The sequence below is a fragment of the Burkholderia crassaminum genome (assembly GCF_964265005.1).
GTDB lineage: Bacteria > Pseudomonadota > Gammaproteobacteria > Burkholderiales > Burkholderiaceae > Burkholderia.
The window spans coordinates 140,833-163,013 of sequence record NZ_OZ183801.1; the positions used below are offsets into that span (position 1 = coordinate 140,833).

General features: G+C 66.7%; 14 protein-coding genes. 8 read left to right on the forward strand and 6 right to left on the reverse strand.

Annotation, left to right across the window (positions count from 1 at the left end; all coding sequences use genetic code 11):
- Positions 1 to 125 precede the first annotated feature (125 nt).
- Both ACPTTF_RS33915 and ACPTTF_RS33920 read right to left on the reverse strand, forming a co-directional pair.
- Complete coding sequence (locus ACPTTF_RS33915) at positions 126 to 2,561, reverse strand: PEP-utilizing enzyme (protein WP_423372000.1); 2,436 nt, start codon at positions 2,559 to 2,561, stop codon at positions 126 to 128.
- Between the two features lie 328 nt (positions 2,562 to 2,889).
- Positions 2,890 to 3,984 (reverse strand): AraC family transcriptional regulator ligand-binding domain-containing protein, encoded by a 1,095-nt coding sequence (locus ACPTTF_RS33920; RefSeq protein WP_423372001.1) that lies wholly within the window; start codon positions 3,982 to 3,984, stop codon positions 2,890 to 2,892.
- Between the two features lie 251 nt (positions 3,985 to 4,235).
- Between ACPTTF_RS33920 and ACPTTF_RS33925 the strand changes: the two genes are divergently transcribed.
- The 5 genes from ACPTTF_RS33925 to ACPTTF_RS33945 all read left to right on the forward strand — a co-directional run bounded on the left by ACPTTF_RS33925 (position 4,236) and on the right by ACPTTF_RS33945 (position 11,562).
- Complete coding sequence (locus ACPTTF_RS33925) at positions 4,236 to 5,627, forward strand: APC family permease (RefSeq protein WP_423372002.1); 1,392 nt, start codon at positions 4,236 to 4,238, stop codon at positions 5,625 to 5,627.
- A gap of 50 nt (positions 5,628 to 5,677) precedes the next feature.
- The gene (locus ACPTTF_RS33930) at positions 5,678 to 7,075 is read left to right on the forward strand and encodes an aspartate aminotransferase family protein (RefSeq protein WP_423372003.1); all 1,398 of its coding nucleotides are present in this window, start codon (positions 5,678 to 5,680) and stop codon (positions 7,073 to 7,075) included.
- A 45-nt stretch (positions 7,076 to 7,120) separates the two neighbouring features.
- Positions 7,121 to 8,545 carry an aldehyde dehydrogenase family protein gene (locus tag ACPTTF_RS33935; protein ID WP_423372004.1) on the forward strand — a complete coding sequence of 475 codons (1,425 nt, stop codon included), beginning with the start codon at positions 7,121 to 7,123 and terminating at the stop codon, positions 8,543 to 8,545.
- Positions 8,546 to 8,744: 199 nt separating this feature from the next.
- The gene (locus ACPTTF_RS33940; protein WP_423372005.1) at positions 8,745 to 10,247 is read left to right on the forward strand and encodes a M81 family metallopeptidase; all 1,503 of its coding nucleotides are present in this window, start codon (positions 8,745 to 8,747) and stop codon (positions 10,245 to 10,247) included.
- 127 nt (positions 10,248 to 10,374) lie between these two features.
- Positions 10,375 to 11,562, forward strand: coding sequence for a YncE family protein (locus ACPTTF_RS33945; protein ID WP_166958650.1), 1,188 nt, complete (start codon positions 10,375 to 10,377; stop codon positions 11,560 to 11,562).
- Between the two features lie 65 nt (positions 11,563 to 11,627).
- Here ACPTTF_RS33945 and ACPTTF_RS33950 read toward each other — a convergent pair whose 3' ends face one another.
- The gene (locus ACPTTF_RS33950; protein ID WP_423372006.1) at positions 11,628 to 12,395 is read right to left on the reverse strand and encodes a hypothetical protein; all 768 of its coding nucleotides are present in this window, start codon (positions 12,393 to 12,395) and stop codon (positions 11,628 to 11,630) included.
- A 405-nt stretch (positions 12,396 to 12,800) separates the two neighbouring features.
- Here ACPTTF_RS33950 and ACPTTF_RS33955 point away from each other — a divergent pair, with 405 nt between their 5' ends.
- A complete protein-coding gene (locus ACPTTF_RS33955) occupies positions 12,801 to 13,643 on the forward strand; it encodes a hypothetical protein (protein ID WP_423372007.1) in 843 nt (280 codons plus the stop codon).
- Between the two features lie 256 nt (positions 13,644 to 13,899).
- Here the strand turns inward: ACPTTF_RS33955 and ACPTTF_RS33960 are convergent, their stop codons facing one another.
- Positions 13,900 to 15,090, reverse strand: a complete 1,191-nt coding sequence (locus tag ACPTTF_RS33960) for a glycosyltransferase family 9 protein (RefSeq protein ID WP_423372008.1) — start codon at positions 15,088 to 15,090, stop codon at positions 13,900 to 13,902.
- Positions 15,091 to 15,184: 94 nt separating this feature from the next.
- Complete coding sequence (locus ACPTTF_RS33965) at positions 15,185 to 15,586, reverse strand: hypothetical protein (RefSeq protein ID WP_423372009.1); 402 nt, start codon at positions 15,584 to 15,586, stop codon at positions 15,185 to 15,187.
- Here ACPTTF_RS33965 and ACPTTF_RS33970 point away from each other — a divergent pair.
- Complete coding sequence (locus ACPTTF_RS33970; protein ID WP_423372010.1) at positions 15,574 to 18,246, forward strand: GH92 family glycosyl hydrolase; 2,673 nt, start codon at positions 15,574 to 15,576, stop codon at positions 18,244 to 18,246. The genes ACPTTF_RS33965 and ACPTTF_RS33970 overlap by 13 nt on opposite strands.
- A 70-nt stretch (positions 18,247 to 18,316) precedes the next feature.
- Positions 18,317 to 21,205 carry a glycoside hydrolase family 2 protein gene (locus ACPTTF_RS33975; protein WP_423372011.1) on the forward strand — a complete coding sequence of 963 codons (2,889 nt, stop codon included), beginning with the start codon at positions 18,317 to 18,319 and terminating at the stop codon, positions 21,203 to 21,205.
- A 99-nt stretch (positions 21,206 to 21,304) separates the two neighbouring features.
- Here ACPTTF_RS33975 and ACPTTF_RS33980 read toward each other — a convergent pair whose 3' ends face one another.
- Complete coding sequence (locus tag ACPTTF_RS33980; RefSeq protein ID WP_166958644.1) at positions 21,305 to 22,081, reverse strand: class I SAM-dependent methyltransferase; 777 nt, start codon at positions 22,079 to 22,081, stop codon at positions 21,305 to 21,307.
- Positions 22,082 to 22,181 lie beyond the last annotated feature (100 nt).

Genomic DNA, 22,181 nt, shown 5'->3' on the forward strand with positions numbered 1-22,181 from the left:
GACTCAGACTCAGACTCAGACTCAGACCCAGGCCCAGACCCAGACCCAGACCCAGACCCAGACCCAGACCCAGACCCAGACCCAGACCCAGACCCAGACCCAGACACGCGACAACCGCGCCGCGCCTATTCGACCAGCGTCAACCGCCCGTCGCTGAGCCGCACCTCGCGCCCGATCCACGCCGCATCGACGCGCGGCAGCACGGCCGACGGCTTGCGCAGTTCGCGCAGCAGCGTCGCACCGTGCGACAGCCGGCCGCCCATGCGCGCGATCACGGCGCGCGCGGCCTGGTACTGCGCGTGCCGGCCGGGGTCGAGCGTGTCTTCCAGCAGGATGTCGTGGCCGAGCACCCCTTGCGTGTGGCCCGGATAGATCATGAAGCCGGCCGCCTCGTCGGTGCCTTCGCTGCCGTCCTGCCAGAAGCTGCCGTTGCGTTCGCGGCGATCGGGATGGGGCGCGAACCACGCTTCGCGGTCGGCGGCCGGCATCGCGTGATGCAGGCGGAAGAACACGCGCATCAGGTTGTCGCGATACCACTCGCGTACTTGCAGATACCAGCCGCGCATGCCGGGCGCGCCGAGCGCGTGGAGTACGCGGACCGGCAGCGGCCACGCGGGAAACGCCTGCAACGGGAGGTCGGTGGGCGCGGGCCGCGCGGTGCCCGGATCGGTTTCCCACGGCAGGCGATGCGGGCTGTTCTCGAGCTGGCCGTATGCGGTCGGCGGCCGGCCCCACAATGCGCCGCCGCTGCTGGCCAGCGATGACGCGATGCACAGGTTGCCCTGTACGACGAACACGTAGAAGCGCGTGAACCAGTCGGCCAGTTGCTGGCCGTCGGCGCGTCGCTCGACGAGCATCGCGAGTTCCTGGTCGAAGCGCTGCAAGCCGCGTTCGAGCGTCGGCAGATGCCCGCGCGCGACGCGCAGCATGCGCCAGAACACCGGCAGCGAACGCAGTAGCCGCAGCGGACGCCAGCGCAGCGGCGGGGTCGCGCCGCCAATCTCGCCGCTGTAGTTGCCGGCCGATACGCCCCAGTCGGCGAGACGGGCGAGGAACAGGTCATTGTTGATGTACGACGCGCCGCCATAGATCGCGGTGAATGGTTCGTTGTCCTGCAGTACGCGCGCATCCCAGCGCGCCATGATGGCCGGGATGCTGCCGGCCGCGCGCCGTTGGGCATACTCGACCAGCCGGCTCGGTTGCGGTGGCAGGATCTCGGCAATGTTCGCGGCGGTCAGGTGCCGGTGCCAGCCGTAGCTGCTGATCGGGCGGTACTGCAGCAGCCACAGCTGCTTGCCGTCCCACGCCCATTCGACATCGCCCGGCACGTAGTGGAACGCGTGCAGCACGCGTTGCAGGAAGGCCCACAGCCGCGTCTCACCCAGGCCGTGCGCGGTCGGGAACGTGCCGCGTTGCCAGGGCTCGCCAAGCCGTGACAGGATCGCACGTTGCGGGCTGGCCTGGCCGTCGGCGAGCGTTTCGAGGTGGCCTTCCACCCACTCGACTTCGGCCGCGAGATGCCGCACGAACGCGATGCCCGACAGCACGGGCGTGATGAAGCGCTGGACGACCGTTTCCTCGAGGCCGCCGTCGAGCAGCTCGGCCACGCGCGCGGCGGCCTGCGATGCCGGTACGCGCAGGAACGTGGTGTGCAGGCCGGCGTTGGCCGCATCGGCCTGGTCTTCGCCGTGGCTCGACGAGCGGATCGCCCACTCGGCGTCGGGCTGGCTCGCGAGAAAGCCGGGCAGGCGCGGATCGTCGGCGCGGGTCAGCGACAGCGCAGGCGGCACAGGCAGGCCGGCCATCGTGGCCAGCGCGAGGCGCCCGCCCTTGGTGTGCGCGACGAAGCCGGCGTCGCCCGCTTCGAGCCACTGCGCGAACGCGGCCGGCACGTCGATCCACGGATAGTGTCCCCAGCCGGCCTGCAGCGTGACGGTGAGCTCGGCGCGCGCGAGGATGGCCGACCACGCGGCGGCCTGGCGCACACCGAGCACGTTGTCCTGGTCGCCCCACACGAGTTCGATGCGATCGGTGACCCACTCGAACAGCGGCAGCGCGGTATCGGCGCGCACCAGATCCCAGTGCGGCAGGAACGCGCGGCAGCGCGCGTAGCCTGCGCCCATGCGGCGGTACTGCGCGCGCGTCCAGGTCAGGTTCGAGAACTTGCGGGCGAACAGCGCCGGGTAGTGCGCGAGCAGCCAGTGGATGGTCTTGCGCAGCGGCTTCGGCGCCATCAGTTTCGGCAGGCGCCGTTCCCACAGAAATGCGCCGACGGGCGCGAGCAGCACGCTGCGGCTGAAGTGGCCGGGGCGTCGCTGCAGCGCGTGCAGCACCAGCAGCGCGTTCACGCCCACCGCCATGATCGCGTGGCCCGGTTCGGTCGCGTCCAGCAGTGCTTGCGCATACGCGGCGAGATCTTCGCAGGGCGGCGCGGGGTTGTCGCCGAAGCCCGGCAGTTCCAGCGGCACGGGCCGGTAATGCCGGAAGTGGGGCAACGCATCGTCCCACCAGTCGGCCGCGCTGCCGTTGCCGGCGAGGAGGTACAGGATCGGTTTGCTCATGGAGGCGTCGTCGGCGGGCATTCGTCGCGGCGGCGCTTGCCCGGCCGGGGCGGCGCCGTCGGCGGATGCCGCGGGTCTTGTTCGTGTTGTCGTGTTCGCGTTGCGCCGGCGCGAGTGGAATGAAGGCGTGGCCCGCTCGGCTTGATGGTTGCGCGCATTCTACGCGAGTAGACCCGGATGACTGCCGCCACGTCGAACGCGACGCCATTCGGACGCAGGTCATGAATCACGTGTGCGGGAAGCGCCGATGCCGGCCATGAAGCCGGCTCGCCGTCGTTCGCCGGGAAAGCTTGTGCTGCAGCCCTTTCAAACGGGCGCCTATTGCGCGCTACGCGTCGGGATCCGTGCCGGCGCGCGGCGTGCGCCCGGTCCAGCGGCGATACGCATGACGGAAGCTGCGCGGCTCGCTGTAGCCGAGACGTTCGGCAATGGCCGCGACCGTCAGCGCGGGGTCGTCGAGCATCCGCACCGCCTCGTCGCGGCGCACGTCGTCGAGCAGCGACTGGAACGAGAGGCCGTCCTTGTCGAGCCGCCGGCGCAGCGTGCGCTCCGTCAGGTGCAGCGCGTTCGCGAGCGACGTCATCGACTTGAAGCGCGCGAGGTCGCGCGCCATCAGCTCCTTCGCGCGATCGGCGAAGCGCGTGCCGACCGACGCGGCCCACTGCCGTTCGAGCGCCTCGCACTGGCCGTGCAGCGCATTGAAGCTGACTTCGTTCGCGAGCAGCGGCATCTCGGTGCCGTTCACGGACGTGAACACGAGCCGGTTGTCACCCGCATTGAACGCGACCTTGCAGCCGAAGTGGCGCGTGTAATCGGCCACGTTGCGCGGCGTGCGGCGCGCGAGCTGCACCTGCGCGGGCCAGACCGGCTTGCCGACGAGATCGGACACGATCAGGCGCAGGCTCGACAGGCACATGTCGACCTGGAACACCTCGAGATCGGGCTCGCCGTTGTAGCGGCTGATCGTCACGCTCATGCCGTCCGCGTGCGCATCGATACGCACATCGAAATACAGCCCCATGAACAGCGGAAACTGGCCCATGCACCGGAATGCCTGCATGACGGAGCCGCTGATCAGCATCGCGTAGCCGGCGAGGCCGAGCGTCGACACGTGCAGCCGCGCGCCGATCGACAGCCCGATCGACGGCACGCCGCTGCGCTGCAGCAGGTTGTGGAAGCAGCGTTGCTCCTGGCCGCGATTCACGTGCAGGTTCGGCGACGCGACTTCGGCCGCGCCGAGCCCCGTGCCTTCGAGCAGCGCGGCACCGTCGATATGGCGCACGCGGCACTCGTCCAGCGCGACCGCGATCGCGTGGACGGTGGCGGGAATGTCCTCCTGGCGCCCGGCCGGGCGCGCGAGGCCGAGCGACGAACGCAGGCTGCGCTCGGCCCGGCTCTGGTTTCGATGGGAACGGCTGTCCATGGTGCTGACGGGGCGACTGGGTCGCGTAGAACATAGCCGGAATGTCCGCAAAACGCCAGTGCGGCACAGCACCATGCATGACTCGCCGGCGCGACGCGTGGCGACCTGTCCGCAAATATCCCCTGATTACGTCCGCATTTCTCATTCGTGGCGGAATTTTTGGCGCACCACACTTTCTTCCAGTCGTGCGCCGCCGGCCGTGCCGGGCGAACGAGTGTTGAAACCGTGAATGCCACCCACGTGAGGACAGCATGGACAACGACAGCCCGGGTCGATACGCATCGGCCGCCGCGACGCATGACTTCGGCGCGCACGCGATGCGCGGCGATGCAGACGAACGCCGCAAGCCGCACCTGCTCGGCCTCGCGACGCTGGTGATCTTCGGCCTTGCATACATGCTGCCGATGACGGTGTTCACGACCTACGGGCTCGTCACGAGCGCGACGAACGGGCACCTGACGGCCGCGTATGCGGTCACGCTGGTCGCGATGCTGTTCACCGCGCGCAGCTATGGCCACATGGCGCGGCTGATGCCGAGCGCCGGGTCGGCCTACACGTTCGCGAGCCGCAACTTCGGCACGTCGGCCGGCTTCATGGTCGGCTGGGCCTTGCTGATGGACTACCTGTTCATCCCGATGATCAGCTACCTCGCGATCGGCATCTACATGAAGCAGATTTTTCCGCTGGTGCCGGCCAGCGTGTGGATCGTCGGAAGCATCGCGCTGATCACCGGGCTGAACATCGTCGGCATCCGGCTCGTCAATCGCGTGAACCTGATCCTGATCGCGAGCCAGCTCGTGTTCATCGCGATCTTCGTCGTCGCATCGGCGCGGGTCGCGGCAGGCGAAGGGCTGTCGATGGCCGTCGCGTTGCCGTCGTCGGGCGATGCGCGCGCGATCTTCGCCGGGTCCGCGATCCTGTGCCTGTCGTTCCTCGGCTTCGATGCGGTCACCACGCTGTCGGAGGAAACGCGCGAGCCGAAGCGCACGGTGCCGCGCGCGATCCTGCTCTGCACGCTGGCGAGCGGCGTGCTGTTCATGCTGATCGCGTACGTCGGGCAGGTGGTGTTTCCCGACTGGCGCGCATTCAAGGATCTCGATTCGGCCAGCCTCGAACTGATGCGGCGCATCGGCGGCGGCACGCTGTCGGCGTTCTTCGTCGCGGTGTACGTGGCCGGCTGTTTCGCGAGCGCGATGGCCGGGCAGGCGAGCGTGACGCGTGTGCTGTTCGCGATGGGCCGCGACCGGGTGCTGCCCGAGCGCGTGTTCGGCCACCTGCATGCGCGGCTGCGCACGCCGGTGCGCGCGACGCTCGCGGTCGGCATCGTGTCGCTGTCCGCGCTGTTCATCACGCTCGATCTCGCGTCGACGATGATCAGCTTCGGCGCGCTCGTCGCGTTCGCGATCGTGAACCTGTGCGTGATGCGCAGCTATCTGTGCCGCCACGAGCATCGCCGCTTCGCGGGCTGGATCACGTTCGGCGTGATGCCGGCGATCGGCTTCGCGATGAACGTGTGGCTCTGGTCGGGGCTGTCGCGCCAGACGTTCTACGTCGGCATCGGCTGGCTCGTGCTCGGACTCTGCCAGCTCGTATGGCTGACGCGCGGCTTCACGCGCCCCGCGCCGACGCTGTCGATGAATTGAATGACCGGACGCGCCGCGCCGGACTTGAAACCCTGAACGAGGAGTGAACCATGAACGCTGTTGACGTCAATCTCGATGCGGACCTGCAGGCGCTCGGCAAGCGCCACCTGCTGATGCATTTCACGCACGCCGATGCGTATCGCGACAACGCGCTGACCGTGTTCGATCGCGGTGAAGGCTGCTGGCTCGTCGACCGCAACGGCAAGCGCTACTTCGATGCGCTGGCCGGGCTCTACTGCGTGCAGGTCGGCTACAGCCACGGCGCGGAAATCGGCGACGCGATCCGCGAGCAGATGGTGCGGCTGCCGTTCGCGACCAACTGGGGTGTCGGCCACGAGCCGGCGATCACGCTCGCGCACAAGCTCGCGACGCTCGCGCCGGACGGGTTGAACCGCGTGTTCTTCACGTCGAGCGGCTCGGAGTCGAACGAATCGGCGATCAAGCTGGTGCGCCAGTATCACCAGTCGCGCGGCGAGCCGCAGCGGCGCAAGTTCATCGCGCGTCGCGTCGCGTATCACGGCACGTCGTTCGGCGCGCTCGCGCTGAACGGGATGACGAACTTCCGCAAGCATTTCGAGCCGCTGATGTCGGGCGTGCGGCACGTGGGCAACACGAAGCGCTACGGCCGGCCGGCGGGCGAGACGGAAGCGCAGTTCACGCGCCATCTGCTCGACGAGATCGAATCGCTGATCGTGCAGGAAGGGCCGGATACCGTTGCCGCGATCGTCGTCGAGCCGCTGCAGAACGCGGGCGGCAGCCTGACGCCGCCGGCCGGTTACGCGGCCGGGCTGCGCGATATCTGCGACCGGCACGGCGTGCTGCTCGTCGCCGACGAAGTGATCTGCGGGTTCGGCCGGCTCGGCGAATATTTCGGCTCCGCGCGCTACGGGTTGAAGCCAGACATCATCACGTTCGCGAAAGGCATCGCGTCGGGTTATGTGCCGCTCGGCGGCGTGATCGCGAGCGACGCGGTCGTCGACACCGTGCTCGATGGCCCGCAGCAGATGTTCCTGCACGGCGCGACCTACGGCGGCCATCCGGTCGCGTGCACGGCCGCGCTCGCGAACCTCGCGATCATAGAGCGTGAAGGCGTGCTCGAGAACGTCCGCAGCAACGAAGCGGTGTTCCGCCAGACCCTCGACGGCCTGCTCGAACTGCCGTGCGTCGGCGACGTGCGCGGCGACGGTTACCACTACTCGCTCGAACTCGTGACCGACAAGGCGGCGCGCCGCTGGGCGGCCGGCATCAGCGCGCAGGCGTTCGTGTCGACGCTGCTCGCGCCGGCGATCTTCGACGCGGGGCTGCTGTGCCGTGCGGGCGTCGATCACGAAGGCACGCCGATCGTGCAGTTCTCGCCGCCGCTCGTGATGTCGCGCGACGAGATCGTGTGGTTCGTCGCGCAGATCCGCGACATCCTCGTCGACACCTTCGCGCGCGCGACGCGCTGAGCGCGGCACCGGCATCCGTCACAACAGGAACAACAGGAGCATTCGATGCGAACGTCACGACAGTCCTATATCGACGGCCAGTGGCTCGACCCTGCCGATGCGCAGCCGATCGACGTGATCGACCCGAGCACGGCGCGGCCGTATGCGCAGCTCAGGATCGGCGGTGCCGCCGACGTCGATCACGCGGTCGGCGCGGCCAAACAGGCCTTCGACACGTATTCGCGCTGGCCGGTGGACGAGCGCGTCGCGCTGCTGCGGCGCGTGCTCGAGATCTACCAGCGCCGCTACGAGGAGGTCGCGCAGACGATCAGCCAGGAGATGGGCGCGCCGATCGCATTCGCCCGTGCGATGCAGGCGGCGGTCGGCACCGCGCACCTCGAGCAGACGATCCGCGCGCTGCAGTCGTTCCGCTTCAGTACGCAGACCGATTCGCTGCTGGTGTCGCACGAGCCGATCGGTGTGTGCGCGCTGATCACGCCGTGGAACTGGCCGATCAACCAGATCGTGTGCAAGGTTGCGCCGGCGCTTGCGGCCGGCTGCACGATGGTGCTCAAGCCGAGCGAGATCGCGCCGTTCAGCGCGATCCTGTTCGCGGAGATCCTGCACGAAGCCGGCGTGCCGCCCGGCGTGTTCAACCTCGTGCACGGCTATGGGCATGAAGTGGGCGACGCGCTGTCGCGGCACCCGGATGTCGACATGGTGTCGTTCACCGGTTCGACGCGCGCGGGCGTCGAAGTCGCGAAGGCGGCCGCCGATACCGTGAAGCGCGTGCACCAGGAGCTCGGCAGCAAGAGCCCGAACCTGATCCTGCCCGACGCCGATATCGACGATGCGGTCACGCGCGGCGTGCGCAGCTGCTTCAGCAACAGCGGGCAGTCGTGCAACGCGCCGACGCGGATGTTCGTGCATGTCGACCATCTCGCGCTGGCCGAGCAGGCCGCGCGACGGGAGGCGGCGCGCACCGTCGTCGGTGATCCGCGTTCGACGGAAACCGGCATCGGGCCGGTGGTCAGTCGCACGCAGTTCGACCGCATCCAGCACTTCATCCGGCTCGGGATCAAAGAAGGCGCGACGCTCGTCGCCGGCGGCCCCGGGCGGCCGGAAGGGCTCGGCGACGGGTTCTACGTGCGGCCGACGGTGTTCTCGAACGTCACGCCGGACATGACGATCGCGCGCGAGGAAATCTTCGGGCCGGTGCTGGCGATCATGACCTATCGCACCGAGGACGAAGCCGTCGCGCTCGCGAACGAATCGGTCTACGGGCTCGCGGCGTACGTGCAGACGAAGGACCCGGAGCGCGCGCGCCGGGTCGCGGCACGGTTGCGGGTCGGCAACGTGCACATCAACTATCCTGCGTGGAACCCGGCCGCGCCGTTCGGCGGCTACAAGCGGTCGGGCAACGGACGCGAGTATGCGGAGTTCGGCCTCGTCGAATATCTGGAGACGAAGGGCACGACGGGGTACGCTTGAGCGGTGCGCGCCTCTGCCCCGGTTCGCGATGGCAAGTGAGCCGGCGGGCGGCGGTGCGATGCCGGCGACGGCACGCTGCGCGTGCCGTGCCGTTTCATCGTTTGATCGTTTGATCGATTGCGAGGAATTCGACGATGCGGGTGAAGGAGACGACAGCGGACCAACGCGATACGGCCGCGAACGCGGAGGGCGGCGCACGATGAAGATCCTGATCGCCCGCATGAACCACGAGACGAACACGTTCTCGCCGGTGCCGACGCCGCTCGCCGCGTTCGGCCGCAACGGCCCCGACTGGGGCGACGACGCGTATCGCGCGAATCGCGGGATGCGCACCGCGATGGCCGCGTTCATCGATGCGGCGGCGCGCGAGGGCGCGGAGATCGTCACGCCCGTCTCGGCGGCCGCGAACCCGAGCGGGCCGGTCGCGGCCGACGCGTATGCGGCGATCTGCGACGCGATCGTCGCGGCCGCGCCGGGCTGCGACGCGGTGATGCTCGACCTGCACGGCGCGATGGTCGCCGAGCAGAGCGCGGATGGCGAGGGCGACCTGCTCGAGCGCGTGCGCGCGGCGCTGCCCGACGCGCCGATCGCGGTGGCGCTCGACCTGCACGCGAACGTCACGCAGAAGATGATCGACCACGCGGACGTGATCGTCAGTTTCAAGACCTATCCGCACGTCGACATGGTCGAGACGGGCGAGCATGCGGCGCGCGTGCTGTTCGACAAGCTTCACGGCCGCGCACGGCCCGTGCTCGCGTGGCGGCAGCCGCCGCTGATGACGTCGACGCTGCGCAGCGCGAGCGCGGAAGGCGCGATGCGTCGCGCGGTGGAGGCCGCGCGCGTGGCCGAGGCCGACGGGATGCTCGCGGTTTCGGTGCTGCCCGGCTTCTCGCTCGCGGACATTCCCGCGCCGTGCATCAGCGTGGTGGTGGTGGCCGACGGCGACCGGGCCGCGGCCGATGCGGTGGCCGAGCGCATCGCGCGGCAGATCTGGGACGAGCGCGACGCGTTCGTCTATCGCAGCGCGCCGCTCGCCGAATCGGTGGCGCAGGCCGCGGCGCTCGCGCGCGGCGCGGATCGCCCGGTGCTGATGCTCGATCACGGCGACAACTGCATGTCGGGCGGCCCGTGCGACACGATGGATCTGCTCGAGGCCGCGCTCGAGCACGGGCTCGACGGCATCGTCAGCGGGCCGCTGTGCGACCCGCACGCCGTCGCTGCGCTGATCGACGCGGGTGTCGGCGCGACCGTCACGGTACCGGTCGGCAACGGCTTGCCGTCGCACGGCGGCGTGCGGCGCGAGCCGTTTCGCGCGACCGGCATCGTGCGTGCGCTCACCGACGGCGAATACGTGATCACGGGGCCGACTTACACGGGCCAGCGCGCGTATATGGGCCGCACGGCCGTGCTCGATATCGGCGCGGCCACGCTCGTCATCACCGAGCGGACGCAGGAGCCGTGGGATCTCGGCGTGTTCGAGAGCGTCGGCGTCGATCCGCGCCGCGCGCGCTTCCTGCTGCTGAAATCGCGGATGTACTGCCGGCCGGTGTTCGTGCCGATCGCGGCCGCGCTGGTCGAGTGCGACAGCCGCGGCGTGACGGGCTCGGACTATGGGCTGTTTCACTACGAGCGGCTTGCGCGGCCGGTGTATCCGCTCGACGCGGCCGGCGAGTGGCCGTCCGGCGCGCGACCGGCGGCTTGACCGAAACGAACCGGGTGCGAAACGGCGGATTCGCCGGCTTTCGGGCATCATGCGATGGCATCGACCCGTCGAGCAGCAGGGTCGAGCCATCCATTGCGTCCGCAACCGATCCGGAGAACCGACCGACATGCATTCGAATCCTTTCCGCCCGCGCAGCGCGCGCCTGCTCGCCGCGCTGACCCTCGCCACGACGGCCGTTGCCGCGCACGCCGCCGACTGGATCGTGTCCGGCAACGACGGCAAGTACCAGCGCGTCGAGGGCCGCGATACCTATCTGGCCTCGCCGCCCGCCGACACGCTGACGCTGCTCGACGCCAGCACGTTCCCGCCGAAGGTCGCGCTGCAGGTCGACGTCGAGAACGGCATCCAGGGGCCGCCGCAGGCCGTCGCGATCACGCCCGACGCGAAGATCGCGCTCGTCGGCGCGCCGACGCGTTACGACACGGCCGCGAAGCAGCTCGTGTACGACACGTTCCTGCAGGTCGTAGATCTCGAGGCCGCGCCGCCGACGGTCACGCGCATCGAGCTCGGCGCGCATCCGCAAGGGATCGCGATCGACCGCTCGGGCAAGCTCGCGCTGGTCGCAAACGTCGACGGCAGCGTGTCGATCCTTCGCATCGACGGCACGCACGTGACGCTCGACGGCAGCCTGAAGATCGGCAAGAAGCGGCTGGCCGGGATCAGCTTCACGCATGACGGCAAGCATGCGCTCGTGTCGCTGCGCGACGAGCAGGGCGTCGCGGTGCTGAACGTCGACGACGGCAAGGTGACCGACAGCGGGTCGCGCCTGAGCACCGGCGTCGCGCCTTACACGATCGACGTGTCGAGCGACAACCGCTGGGCCGTCGTCAGCAACGTGGGGCTGGCCGGGCTGCCGGGTTATACGGGCACCCTGGCGGGCGATGCCGATTCGATCGCGCTGATCGACGTGTCGCGCGTGCCGTTCCGCACGGTCCAGTACCTGACGGTGCCGTCGCTGCCGGAAGGCGTCGCGATCTCGCCGAACGGGAAGTGGATCGCCGTGCAGGCGATGGACGGTTCGAACCTGACGCCCGACAATCCGGGCCGCCACAAGATCGGCAAGGTGCTGCTGTTCGAGATCCGCGGCGAGCAGGCCGTGAAGGTGAGCGAGTTGCCGGGCGGCGAAGCCGCGCAAGGTATCGTGTTCACCGCCGACAGCCGGCACGTGATCGTGCAGTTCAACGTCGAACGGCAACTGGCGCTGTATGCGGTGGAAGGCGGCAAGCTGCGCGATACGGGCAAGCGGATCGCGTTGACGGGCGGGCCGTCGTCGTTGCGGACGTTGCCGCGCTGAGCGGTTGAACCGGTGCGACGGCGGGCCTGGCGTCCGCCGTTGCCCTCTGCAACGTCTGTACGGGCCTATTGACCGAGAAGCGCCGGCAGGTCGCCCTTATAGAGATGGAGGCCGGCGTGTACGGTCTTGAACCACGTGCATGCATAAAGCTTGCCTCCGCACATGCGCCATTTCTTGCAGAAGGAAATGTCTTCCGAGAACGATCGTCCGTCCGGGTCCCGCAGAAACTCGAAATGCTCGTACATGCTTGTTGCATCCGCAACGAGATTCTGGAAATTGGGCGGAAACTCAATCTTGGTGTGAGGATAGGCGGTCTCCATTTTTTCGAAGACGGCGCGCGAGAGCATCATCAATCCGCTTCCGCCTGCATAGATTTCGAACATCGGATCCAGCTTGATCGTGGGCTCCTCGGTGTCGAGCGCATAGGCTGTCTGGCTGTAATCGGCGGCGAACAGGGCGATCTGGTCGACCGGCATCGCGGGATCCGAGCGGGCGGCGTTGACCACGGCCGTCCAGTTGATGTTCTTGGCCGGACACAGTCCGATCTTCACGTCGTGCGGCTGTTCGAACATCCGGATGACGTCATTGGCACGAAAGCCGATGTCGGCATCGATGAACATCATGTGCGACAGGCCGCTTCGCAAGAAGCGCTCGACCGCGACGTTGCGCAGTTCATGCAACAACGCGGTTCCGGTGATGTAGAAATATTCGAAGCCGATGCCGGCCGTCAGGCAGGTACGCTGGAGCTCCAGAAGTCCATTCACGTAAGGCAGATAGCACATTCCACCGTACGCGGGGGTGGCGACGAAGATGCCGTGTTTTATCGGTTGCATGATCTGCCTGGATTCGGCCTGTCGGTTTGCACCTTGCTGCCGTGTTGTTTCAGGGTGAAAATCTTTACGCCGCGGGTCAACAATGCCGTGCCGGTGCCGTTGTGTTCGCGCGCTTCGAGGACGTTACTGCGCCATCTTTCGGCAGGCAACAGCTATCTGTTTACACAGTCTTCGAAATTAGCGTCTGGGAGATTCGGAAGTCAAATTGCTCACTCATGCTCGTGTATTAAGTGTTTTATTACTCGTTGATTGAGAATTGACGATTGCTGAATCAGCCTCCGATGGGTCAATTCCCATGGTGTCGTTGTTCAATCTCTGCCGGGATGTGGCAGTGAGGGGGCGTTCATTCGGGACATCGACGCTGTCCGCGGCCCCGGCAACCGCGATCGGAACGGAAGTGTCTCCATGCATTACACCATCTGCATTGTCCGTCCTACGGGATATCCCCATTCCAGCGCTTTCACGGAACTCGCGGAGGTGATCGGGTATGCGCTCGAGGATCTCGGCAACGTCGTGCAGTTCACCGAAAACGACGTGGTGCCCGGCTCGCGCAACATCGTGATCGGCTGCCATCTCGCCGATCCGAAAACGTCAGGCGATCTACCTGCCGACACGATCATCGTCAACACCGAACAGCTCCACGTCGACGAACTAAGCTGGAACGAGAACGTTTATTTCTGGGCGTCGCACTACGAAACCTGGGACTACAACGAACGCAACATCGCCAAACTTCGCAGCCGCGGCATCATGCACGCGAAATACCTGAAGCTTGGCTTTCATCCGAAGCTGGGGCGCATCGCGTCCGACGCCGAGCAGGATATCGACGTGCTGTTCTACGGGTCCACCGGCCCTCGGCGCCTGGCGATACTGGAAGCGCTGCACGCCCGCAGGTTGACGGTATCCGCCGTCTTCAACGTCTATGGCGAAGCGCGCGATTCGCTGATCGCCCGCTCAAAAGTCGTGCTCAACCTGCATCACTCGGCGTCGCAGATCTTCGAGATCGTGCGCGTATTTTTCCTGATGTCGAATGCCAAGGCAGTCGTCGGCGAGGTTTCGTCACAGACGGCCATCGATCCGGTCTATACCGACGGATTCCGTGCGGTTCCGTATGACGGGCTGGTCGATGCTTGTGTGGAACTGGTCCGGGACGAGGAAAGGCGCAAGCAACTGGAAACTGCCGCGCTGGCAACGATCAGCCGATATCCGCAAGCCGAATTGCTTGCGCCGTTGCTCGCCCCGGAGCGATAACCGTTCGGTCGGCGCTCGCATCGGCGCAAGCCGGTGCGTCGATCCGCTTCCCTCATCTGCTCATCGAACAAGAAGCGCCGGGAGGTCACCGTCAAAGCGATGGAGGCTGGCATGGAGGGTCTTGAACCCTGAGCGCGCATGGAGTTTGCCCCGCACATGCGCCATTTCATGCAAAAGGAGCGGCCCTCGCGAACGCGATTACTGTCGAGTTTGCCCGGAAGCGCGACGTGTTCAAACGTGCCTGTAGCATCCGGCGCTATTGCGCGCGGTTAGCGCCCTCGACATCGCCGAGCGCGGTGATCACGTCCGAGACGACCGGGCCCCAGTCACCGAGTTCCTGCTGGCGAAACAGGCGCATGGATGGATACAGCGCCGTATTCTTCAGGCCGGGTTGTTCCCAGCGCCAATCGGCGACGCGCGCCAGCATGTTCCAGACGGGGACATCCAGTGCGCCGGCGACGTGAGCCGGCGCGGAGTCGATCGTCACGACGAGGTCCAGTTGCATCATGAGTTCCGCCATATCCAGAAACGTATGGATACGCGGCGACAGGTCGATCACGCCGGAGCGCGTCAGACGATCTTCTTCCGCGTCACGCAATGCGCCGAATTGCAGGGAGTAAAACTGCACGCCGGCCTGCTGGAGCAGCGGCTGCAGTGTTGCAAGCTCCATTGAGCGGAATGGTTCATGGCGGCAGGACGCGTTGTCGCTTCGCCAGACGATACCCACCTTTCTTTTCGCAGGCGTCTGGGGGAGTGGGAGCGACAGCCCGCTTTTTCGCACCGGTTTCAGATAACCGGCACCCGGGATGGCTGACAATCGGGAATGGCGGTAGCGCCAGTTCAGCATGTTGCCGAAGGCCAGCGCATCGCAGCGGCTCAGGTTTTCGGCAGTCGACTGCTGCACCACGACGGGCAGGCTGCTACTCGCCAGAAGATGCGTCAAGGGAGCGGGCGGGTCGGCGAATACGACGCTTGCGCCTTCCGCAAGCAGGCGTTCAATGTTGCGATACTGTTCAACCTGATCCCCGAATCCGCCGCAACCGAGAAAAAATATCGCTTTGCCATCGACGGAATTTTCATCGGTCAGCAATTTCTCGCGAAATAGCCGATTGAAAACTGCTCGTTGATCATCCGGCATGTCCGATCTGACCTGATGCCAGTCCCTGCCGTGGATCAACTTCTCGAGTGTGGCCCCCTCGTCAATCTTCCAGAGATGAAGCTTGGCAGTTGCCAGCCGGTCGATGATCTGCGCCGTTCTTTGTTCGACAGGGGGAAGGTGAGGCAGTGTGGCTTCCAGTGCCCGCTCGGATTCCTCGAACATTCCGACGCGGGAGAAACCGTATCCAAGTGCAATGTATTCATCCAGCCAATACGCTTGCCCCGAAATTTCCTTGATCAGCTCGACTGCATTTGCGACGCGTTGTTCGTCGCAGAGTGAGTCGAACAATTGGACTGCGTCAAGAAACTCTGTCATCCGAGTGGAGCCGGGTTGCAGTTGATCGAATCTTTTCAGGCTATCACGAGAGGCTTGCGGCCGGAGATCAATGCAAAAAAGCCAAATCGTGACTTTCTTGTGCGCGCCGCGGAAGTGACCGAGCCTCGTCCTTACCCCACGCATCTCGATCGTGTTTAGTTAAACAAACTGAAAATTCGGGAAACTTCTCGTGGTGAATAAACAGTTGTTGCGGCACTGTAAGCACCTGGCAAGCATGTGACTGTATCCCGGAAGCGTAGAAGGCAGCGACGGCTGCAACAGCAACGATCGTCGCCGGATGTGCGCATGTGAATGCCGGCGCGATGCCGCTTGGGGGGACCAGCCGGCGCCGCGCCGCGCGGCGTTCGTTTGCCGCGCAGTGCCGCAAGCCAGGCGGCGTGCCGGATGATCGCGACGCCGGATCAATCGTTTTAATTAACGGTACTAAACGAAAAAATGAAAAATCCACGACTCTTGCTCGTCGTCGCACTGACTTGTGCAGCGCTCGCCGCATGTGGCGGCGACGACGTGAACAGTGTTCCGGCGGCCAGCAACGGCGCGGGAGACACGCCGTCGACCTCGGGGCCGTCGCAACCGTCCCGGCCGGATCAACCGGCCCAGCCGACGCGCACCAACATGCCGTTGACGCAGTTCGTCAATCCGCTCATCGGCACGCAGGTTAATTCGGACTCCGGTTACGCGGGCAACGTGAGCCCCGGCGCGATGGTGCCGTTCGGGATGGTGAATTTCGGGCCCAACACGCCGCGCTACAACTTCAACGGCTCGGGCGGCTACCTGTCGTCGGGCGGGTCGGGCGGCACGATCGACTTCTTCAGCGTGACGCACTTGAGCGGCGTCGGGTGCCCGGGGCAGGGCACGGTCGCGATGCTGCCGACCGACGCGGCGACGGCCGTCGCATCGCGCGGCCGGCCGATCGGCATCGGGTACAGCTACGCGGACGAAACGGCCGAACCCGGGTACTACAAGGTCCGCCTCGCGAACGGCATCGTGACGGAGCTGAGCGCGACGGCGCGCTCGGGCATCGCGCGCTTCACATATACGAACAAGGACAAGGGCTTCTTCTCGATCGACGCGAAGCTGAACGGCAACAGCGATTCGGGCAGCACGAAGGTCACCGCCAACAACGTCGCACTGGCCATCGCGAGCGACGGCAAGTCGATGAGCGGGCAGGCCGTCGCGCCCGCGTTCTGCACGCCGTACGGCACGGTGTGGAATGCGCCCGTGTATTTCTACGCGACCTTCGACAAGCCGCTGCGCAAGCAGGCGGGCACATCGGCGGTGAATACCGCCAGCAACGGCGCGGCGACGCTGCAGTTCGACCTGACCGACGCGGACCGGACCGTCACCGTGAAAGTCGGGATTTCCTCCGTCAGCATCGGGAACGCTCAGGCCAACCTGAAGGCCGAGGGCGAGAAGCTCGCATTCGACGACGCACGCAAGCAGGCGTCCGGCTCGTGGAACGACCGGCTCAACACGATCCAGATCGACCAGGCCGCCACGCCCGCATCGCTGAATGCGACGCAGAAGGCGAACCTGACGAAGTTCTACACCGCGCTCTATCGCGTGTTCGGCACGCCGACGCTCTACAGCGACACGAATGGCGAATTCCGCAGCATGCGCCAGCCCAGGAGCGCGGACGGCAGGTACCCGACGTCGGTCGACCAGACCGGCACCATTCCGCCGCGCGCGACGGCGAAGGCCAGCGACTACACATTCAGGCGTGCCGACGGCTCGCAGGGCGGCGCGGGCAACCACTACACGGGCTTCTCGCTGTGGGACACGTACCGGTCGCAGGCACAGTTGCTGGCGCTGCTCGCGCCGAAGGAATCGAGCGACATGATGCAGTCGCTCGTCGTCGACGCGTTGCAGTGCGGCGCGTTCCCGCACTGGGTCGATGGCAGCGACGACTCGACGCCGATGGCGGGCGACAACGCGTTGAACGTGATTGCCGGCGCGTACAAGTTCGGCGCGACCGATTTCGACCTGGTGTCGGCCGCACGCCTGACGAAGCAGTCCGTGTTCGATCCGTCCAGCGCGTGTAACGACCGCACGAGCGCGGCGGGGCTCGCCAATTTCCTGACGGCCCACTACCTGTCGCAGAGCGACGACGGCCACTCGTCTTCGGCGACCATCGAGCGCGTGCTGAGCGACCGTTCCGCGGCCGCGTTCCTGCAGGCGCTGCCCGCCAGCGTGCTGAACGCGCCGTCGGTCGGCGTGACGCCCGACAACATCGGCACGCTGTACACACGGGCGGGGTGGTGGCGCAACATCTTCGACTACACGAACAAGGTGATCGCCGCGCGCAACGCGCCGCCGGCCGGCTCGGCGCCCGGCACGCTGGGCACGCTCGTGCAGGGTTCGTTCCATGAGTCGACGGAACCGAACTACTTCTGGACCTTCGCGCAGGACTGGAGCGCGCTGATCGACGCGATCGGCGGGAAGCAGGCAGCCGTCGCGCGGCTGAACACGCTGTTTGCGATCACGACACCGTTCTCGACCGTGCCGAGCTCCGGCGACCTGAACGGGGGTGAATCGTCGAACAACCTGTACATCGGCAACGAACCGTCGTTCCAGTCGCCGTGGGGGTACAACTGGGCCGGGCAGCCGAGCGGCACACAGTACGTTCTCCCGATCATCATGTCGAAGACGTTCACGACCGGCCGTGACGGGCTGCCGGGCAACGACGATATGGGCGCGACGTCGAGCTGGTACGTGTGGGCGGCACTCGGCATGTTCCCGGTGATTCCGTCGGAAGCGGGGCTCGCGCTGTCCACGCCGCAGTTCAGCGGGATCACCGTCTGGTTCGGCAACGGCAAGACGCTGCGGCTCGAAAGCGACAAGCAGGTGGCGATGGACAGTGCAGGGCACCCGTCGTTTGCGTATATCCAGTCGCTGAAGGTCAACGGCGCGGACTACGCGGGCTCATGGCTGCCGCTGGGCAAGATCGCCAATGGCGGCACGATGAACTACACGCTGTCGGCTGCGCCGACGCAATGGGCGGCCGCCGACAACCTGACGCCGCCGTCCGGGCCGAATGCGGACTACACGCAGATGACGGCCGGCGGCTCGTCGGTCGCGATGCGGATGCGCCAGGCCGGCGCGCGATAAACGCAAGCGGGCGCGCGCCAGGTTGAACCTGCGCGCGCGTCGACACGACGCAATCCGGGAGGACGACAGCATGAAATCGAAAGCGCGCCGGAAATTCCTGTCCTACAGCGCGGCATTCGTCGGCACGGGCTGGCTCGCCGGCTGCAATGGCGATATCGATTCCGCATCGGGCGCCGCCGGCACGCCGGGCGCCGACGGCCCGGCGACGGCCACGCCCACCGTGCCGGGGGTGCCGAACGATCCGGAGCGCAGCCTGCTGGCCGCACAGGAACTCAGCGCGAACTGGACGTTCGCGTCGGCGAGCAGCCTGCCGGGCGCCGGCGGTGCGCAACTGTCGGGCACGGCCGGCGTGACGGGCATGATGCCGGCGACCGTGCCCGGCACCGTGCTGAACAGCATGATCGTCAACGGCAAGTATCCCGATCCGTTCTACGGCCGCATCGTCACGGATACGATTCCCGATACGCTGAAGGACACCGACTACTGGTACCGGACGACCTTCGCCGCGCCGGCACGGCAGCCGGGGCAGCGGCTGTGGCTGCGCTTCGGCGGCGTCAACTACTGCGCCGAAGTCTGGCTGAACGGCGCACTCGTCGGCCGGCTGGAAGGCGCGTTCAAGCAGGGTGCGTTCGATATCTCGAGGCTGGTGCCGCAAGCGGGCGGCGCGGCCAGTCTCGCGGTGCGCGTCGTCAAGCTGGATTTCTCCGAAGGGCCGCTGCTGCCGAGCTACACGAGCGGCGTCACGCGCGGCGGGCGCAACGGCGGCCCGACCGGCGTCACGCTGAAGAACGGGCCGACGTTCTTCTGCTCGGCGGGCTGGGACTGGCTGCCGACGATCCCCGATCGCGAGCTCGGCATCTGGCAGCCGGTCGCATGGTTCACGACCGGCGCGGTGCGCATCGCGGCGATCAACGTCGCGCACACGCTGTCCACCGACCTGTCGCGCGCCGAGCTGCGGCTCGATCTCGAACTGGACAACGGCTCCGGCGCGGATATCGTCGCGACCGTCGTCGGCACCATCGGCAACGGTGCGCCGTTCCGCCACGACATCGCGATTCCCGCCTCACGTACGACGACGAAGGTGTCGCTCACGTCGTCGGATATCGCGGCGCTGTCGATCAGGCAGCCGCGCCTGTGGTGGCCGAACGGGTATGGCGAGCCGAATCTCTACGCGGTGACGGTCGGTATCGAGGTGGCGCGCAGGCGCTCGGACGAGCGCACGCTGAACGTCGGCCTGCGTCGCATCGAATACGCGCGCGACATCGGCATGGGGCCGCAGTTGAGCATCACGGTCAACGGCCTGCCGATCCTCGTGATGGGCGGCAACTGGGGGCTCGACGAAGCGCTCAAGCGCATTCCGCGCGAACGGCTGTTCAACCAGGTGCGGCTCCATCGCGACGCGAACCTCAACCTGATCCGCAACTGGAACGGGCAGAGCACGAGCGACGATTTCTTCGACGCATGCGACCGCTACGGGATCCTCGTCTGGCAGGATTTCTTCTTCTCGACCGAAGGCGACGGGTCGGGCCCGGCCAACGTGCCGCGCGATCTCGACAACCTCCGCGACGTGATCGCACGCAACCGTCATCGTCCGTCGATCCTGCTCTGGTGTGGCGGCAACGAAGGCTCGCCGCCGCCGGCCCTCGTCAAGGGGCTCGACGCGCTCGTCGCCGAACTGGACCCGCAACGCCTGTGCCTCACGAGTTCGGCCGGCGATACGGGCGCCGGCGCGGTGAACGGCTATTCGTCCGGCGGCCCGTACAACTGGGCTTCGCCGCAGGCCGCGTTCAGCCGTGGCTACGGCACGACGTCGATCGCGTTTCACAACGAAGTCGGCTCGCATTCGATCCCCACGCTCGAATGCGTCGAAGCGATGCTGCCGCCCGGCTCGTACGAATGCCCGGACGACTTCTGGGCCGACCGCGACATGAACGGCAACGGCGCGTACTACCCGGCCGTCGGCAAGCAGGGCGGCGCCGGCTACATCGCGATGACGGCGCAGCGCTACGGCGCGATCCGGAATCTCGCGGACTTCGTGCGCAAGGCGCAGATGATGAACTACGAGTGCATCCGCTCGATCTACGAGGCGAACGCGGCCGTGATGATCGGCCCGGTGGCCGGGAACATCACGTCGCCGGCCACGGGCGTGATCATGTGGATGACGAACCCCGCGCAGCCGAGCTTCGTGTGGCAGATGTACAGCCACGATCTCGAGGAGCATGCGTCGTTCTTCGCGGTGCAGCACGGGTGCCGTCGCGTCAATGCGATTCTCGATGCGGGCACGGCCGACGTGACGATCGCGAATCACTCCGCGGCGGCCGTCACCGGCCGCGTCGAGATGCGCGTGTACAACCTCGACGGCACGCTGAACAGCCGGGCCAGCGCGGATGTCGGCGGCGTGGCGAAGGCGTCGTATCGCGTGGTGGCGAACCTCGCGTCGGCGCTGGCTGCCGCGAAATCCGCCGTGTGCATCGTGTCGCTCGTGCTGACCGATTCGGGCGGCAATACGCTTGCGGAGAACGTGTACTGGCGTCAGCGCGACGGAGGCGACAACGCGTACACGTCGCTCGATACGATGCCGGGCGCGGCGGTTTCCATCCGCGCGGCATCGGCCGAGGCCGACGACACGACGACGCGCATCACGGTCGACGTCGCGAACATCGGTGCGACCGTCGCGCTGATGACGCACCTGCAGGTGTTCGATCAGTCGACCAGCGCGCGCGTGCTGCCCGCGTTCTACAGCGACAACTACCTGAACCTGGTGCCGGGCGCGAAGCGGCAGATCACGATCGACCTGCCGCATGCGAGCGGTGCGCCGGTATCGCGCGTCGCGCTGCGCGTGGACGGGTGGCGGCTCGATCGGCCGAACTGCAGGCTCGGGCTCGGCGGTGTACCGGTCGTGTTCAACGAGCGCGCGCTAGCGGTCGACCCGGCGGTGCCGACATTCGGGGCGTGCTGACGGTGGCGTGCGTGCGATGCCGCGCAAGCGGTAGCGAGCCGTTGACGCGCCGGGCGAATGCGCGCGGCGGTCGTTACGTGCCCGATGGCCGGCAAGCCGTTACGGCTTGAGAAACCGGTCGAGCCAGCGCGGTGTCGCCGCGCGATCGAAGACGACGTGCAGCTCGGGACTGAACGCGCCGTATTCGAGCCCGTGGCGTTGGGCGAGCAGCGTCAGGGAGCGGGCGGTGTGAAACGAGATGTGCCCGTTGCGCGGTACGCAGTACCACCATTGCTCGATGCCGCGCGAGAGGATGTCCGGGGTGATCAGCGACGTCTGGAACAGCAGCGCGCCGTCGGGCTTCCGGTAACGCATGATCTGGTCGAAGAGGTCGAACGGCGCCGGATGATGCTCGAACACTTCGAACGACAGGATCGTGTCGAACGTGCCTTCGGGCGGAACCGGGTGCGAGAACGGATCGTACGACGTCACGTTCGTGAAGCCGCGCGACGCCAGTTTCCGTTCCAGCAAGCCGAGTCCCGAGCCGAAATCGAGCACCCGGCCTTCGCGCATTTCCGGAAAGCTGGTGCAGATCAGGTCGGCATGCTGTTGCGGACGGATCTCGAGATATTCGGGGTCGTGGCGCGCATAGTCGGCGTTGTAGACGTGCTGCGCAAAATCGTCGTGGGTCCAGCTGTCGAACAGGGGTGCCCACGTGAAGCCGCATTGCTCGCAAGCGTGGTAATACACGGGCACCCCCGCATACGGGTCGACTTTTTTTCCGGCAATGAAGTCGGCGCCGCAGCGCGAGAAATCGACCAGGCCGCAGATGGGGGCGCGGGCCGAACACACTTTGCAGGTGAGGGCCGCCGGATGGCGGCTCGGACCGTGATTCAAATTCCGTACTCCTGTTAGCCGGCGAGGCGTGCGCGTGACAGAGGGTGCGGGAGAGGCTATCACAGTCGCGTCGGCCGTCGCGACCGTGAACGGCCGCGTT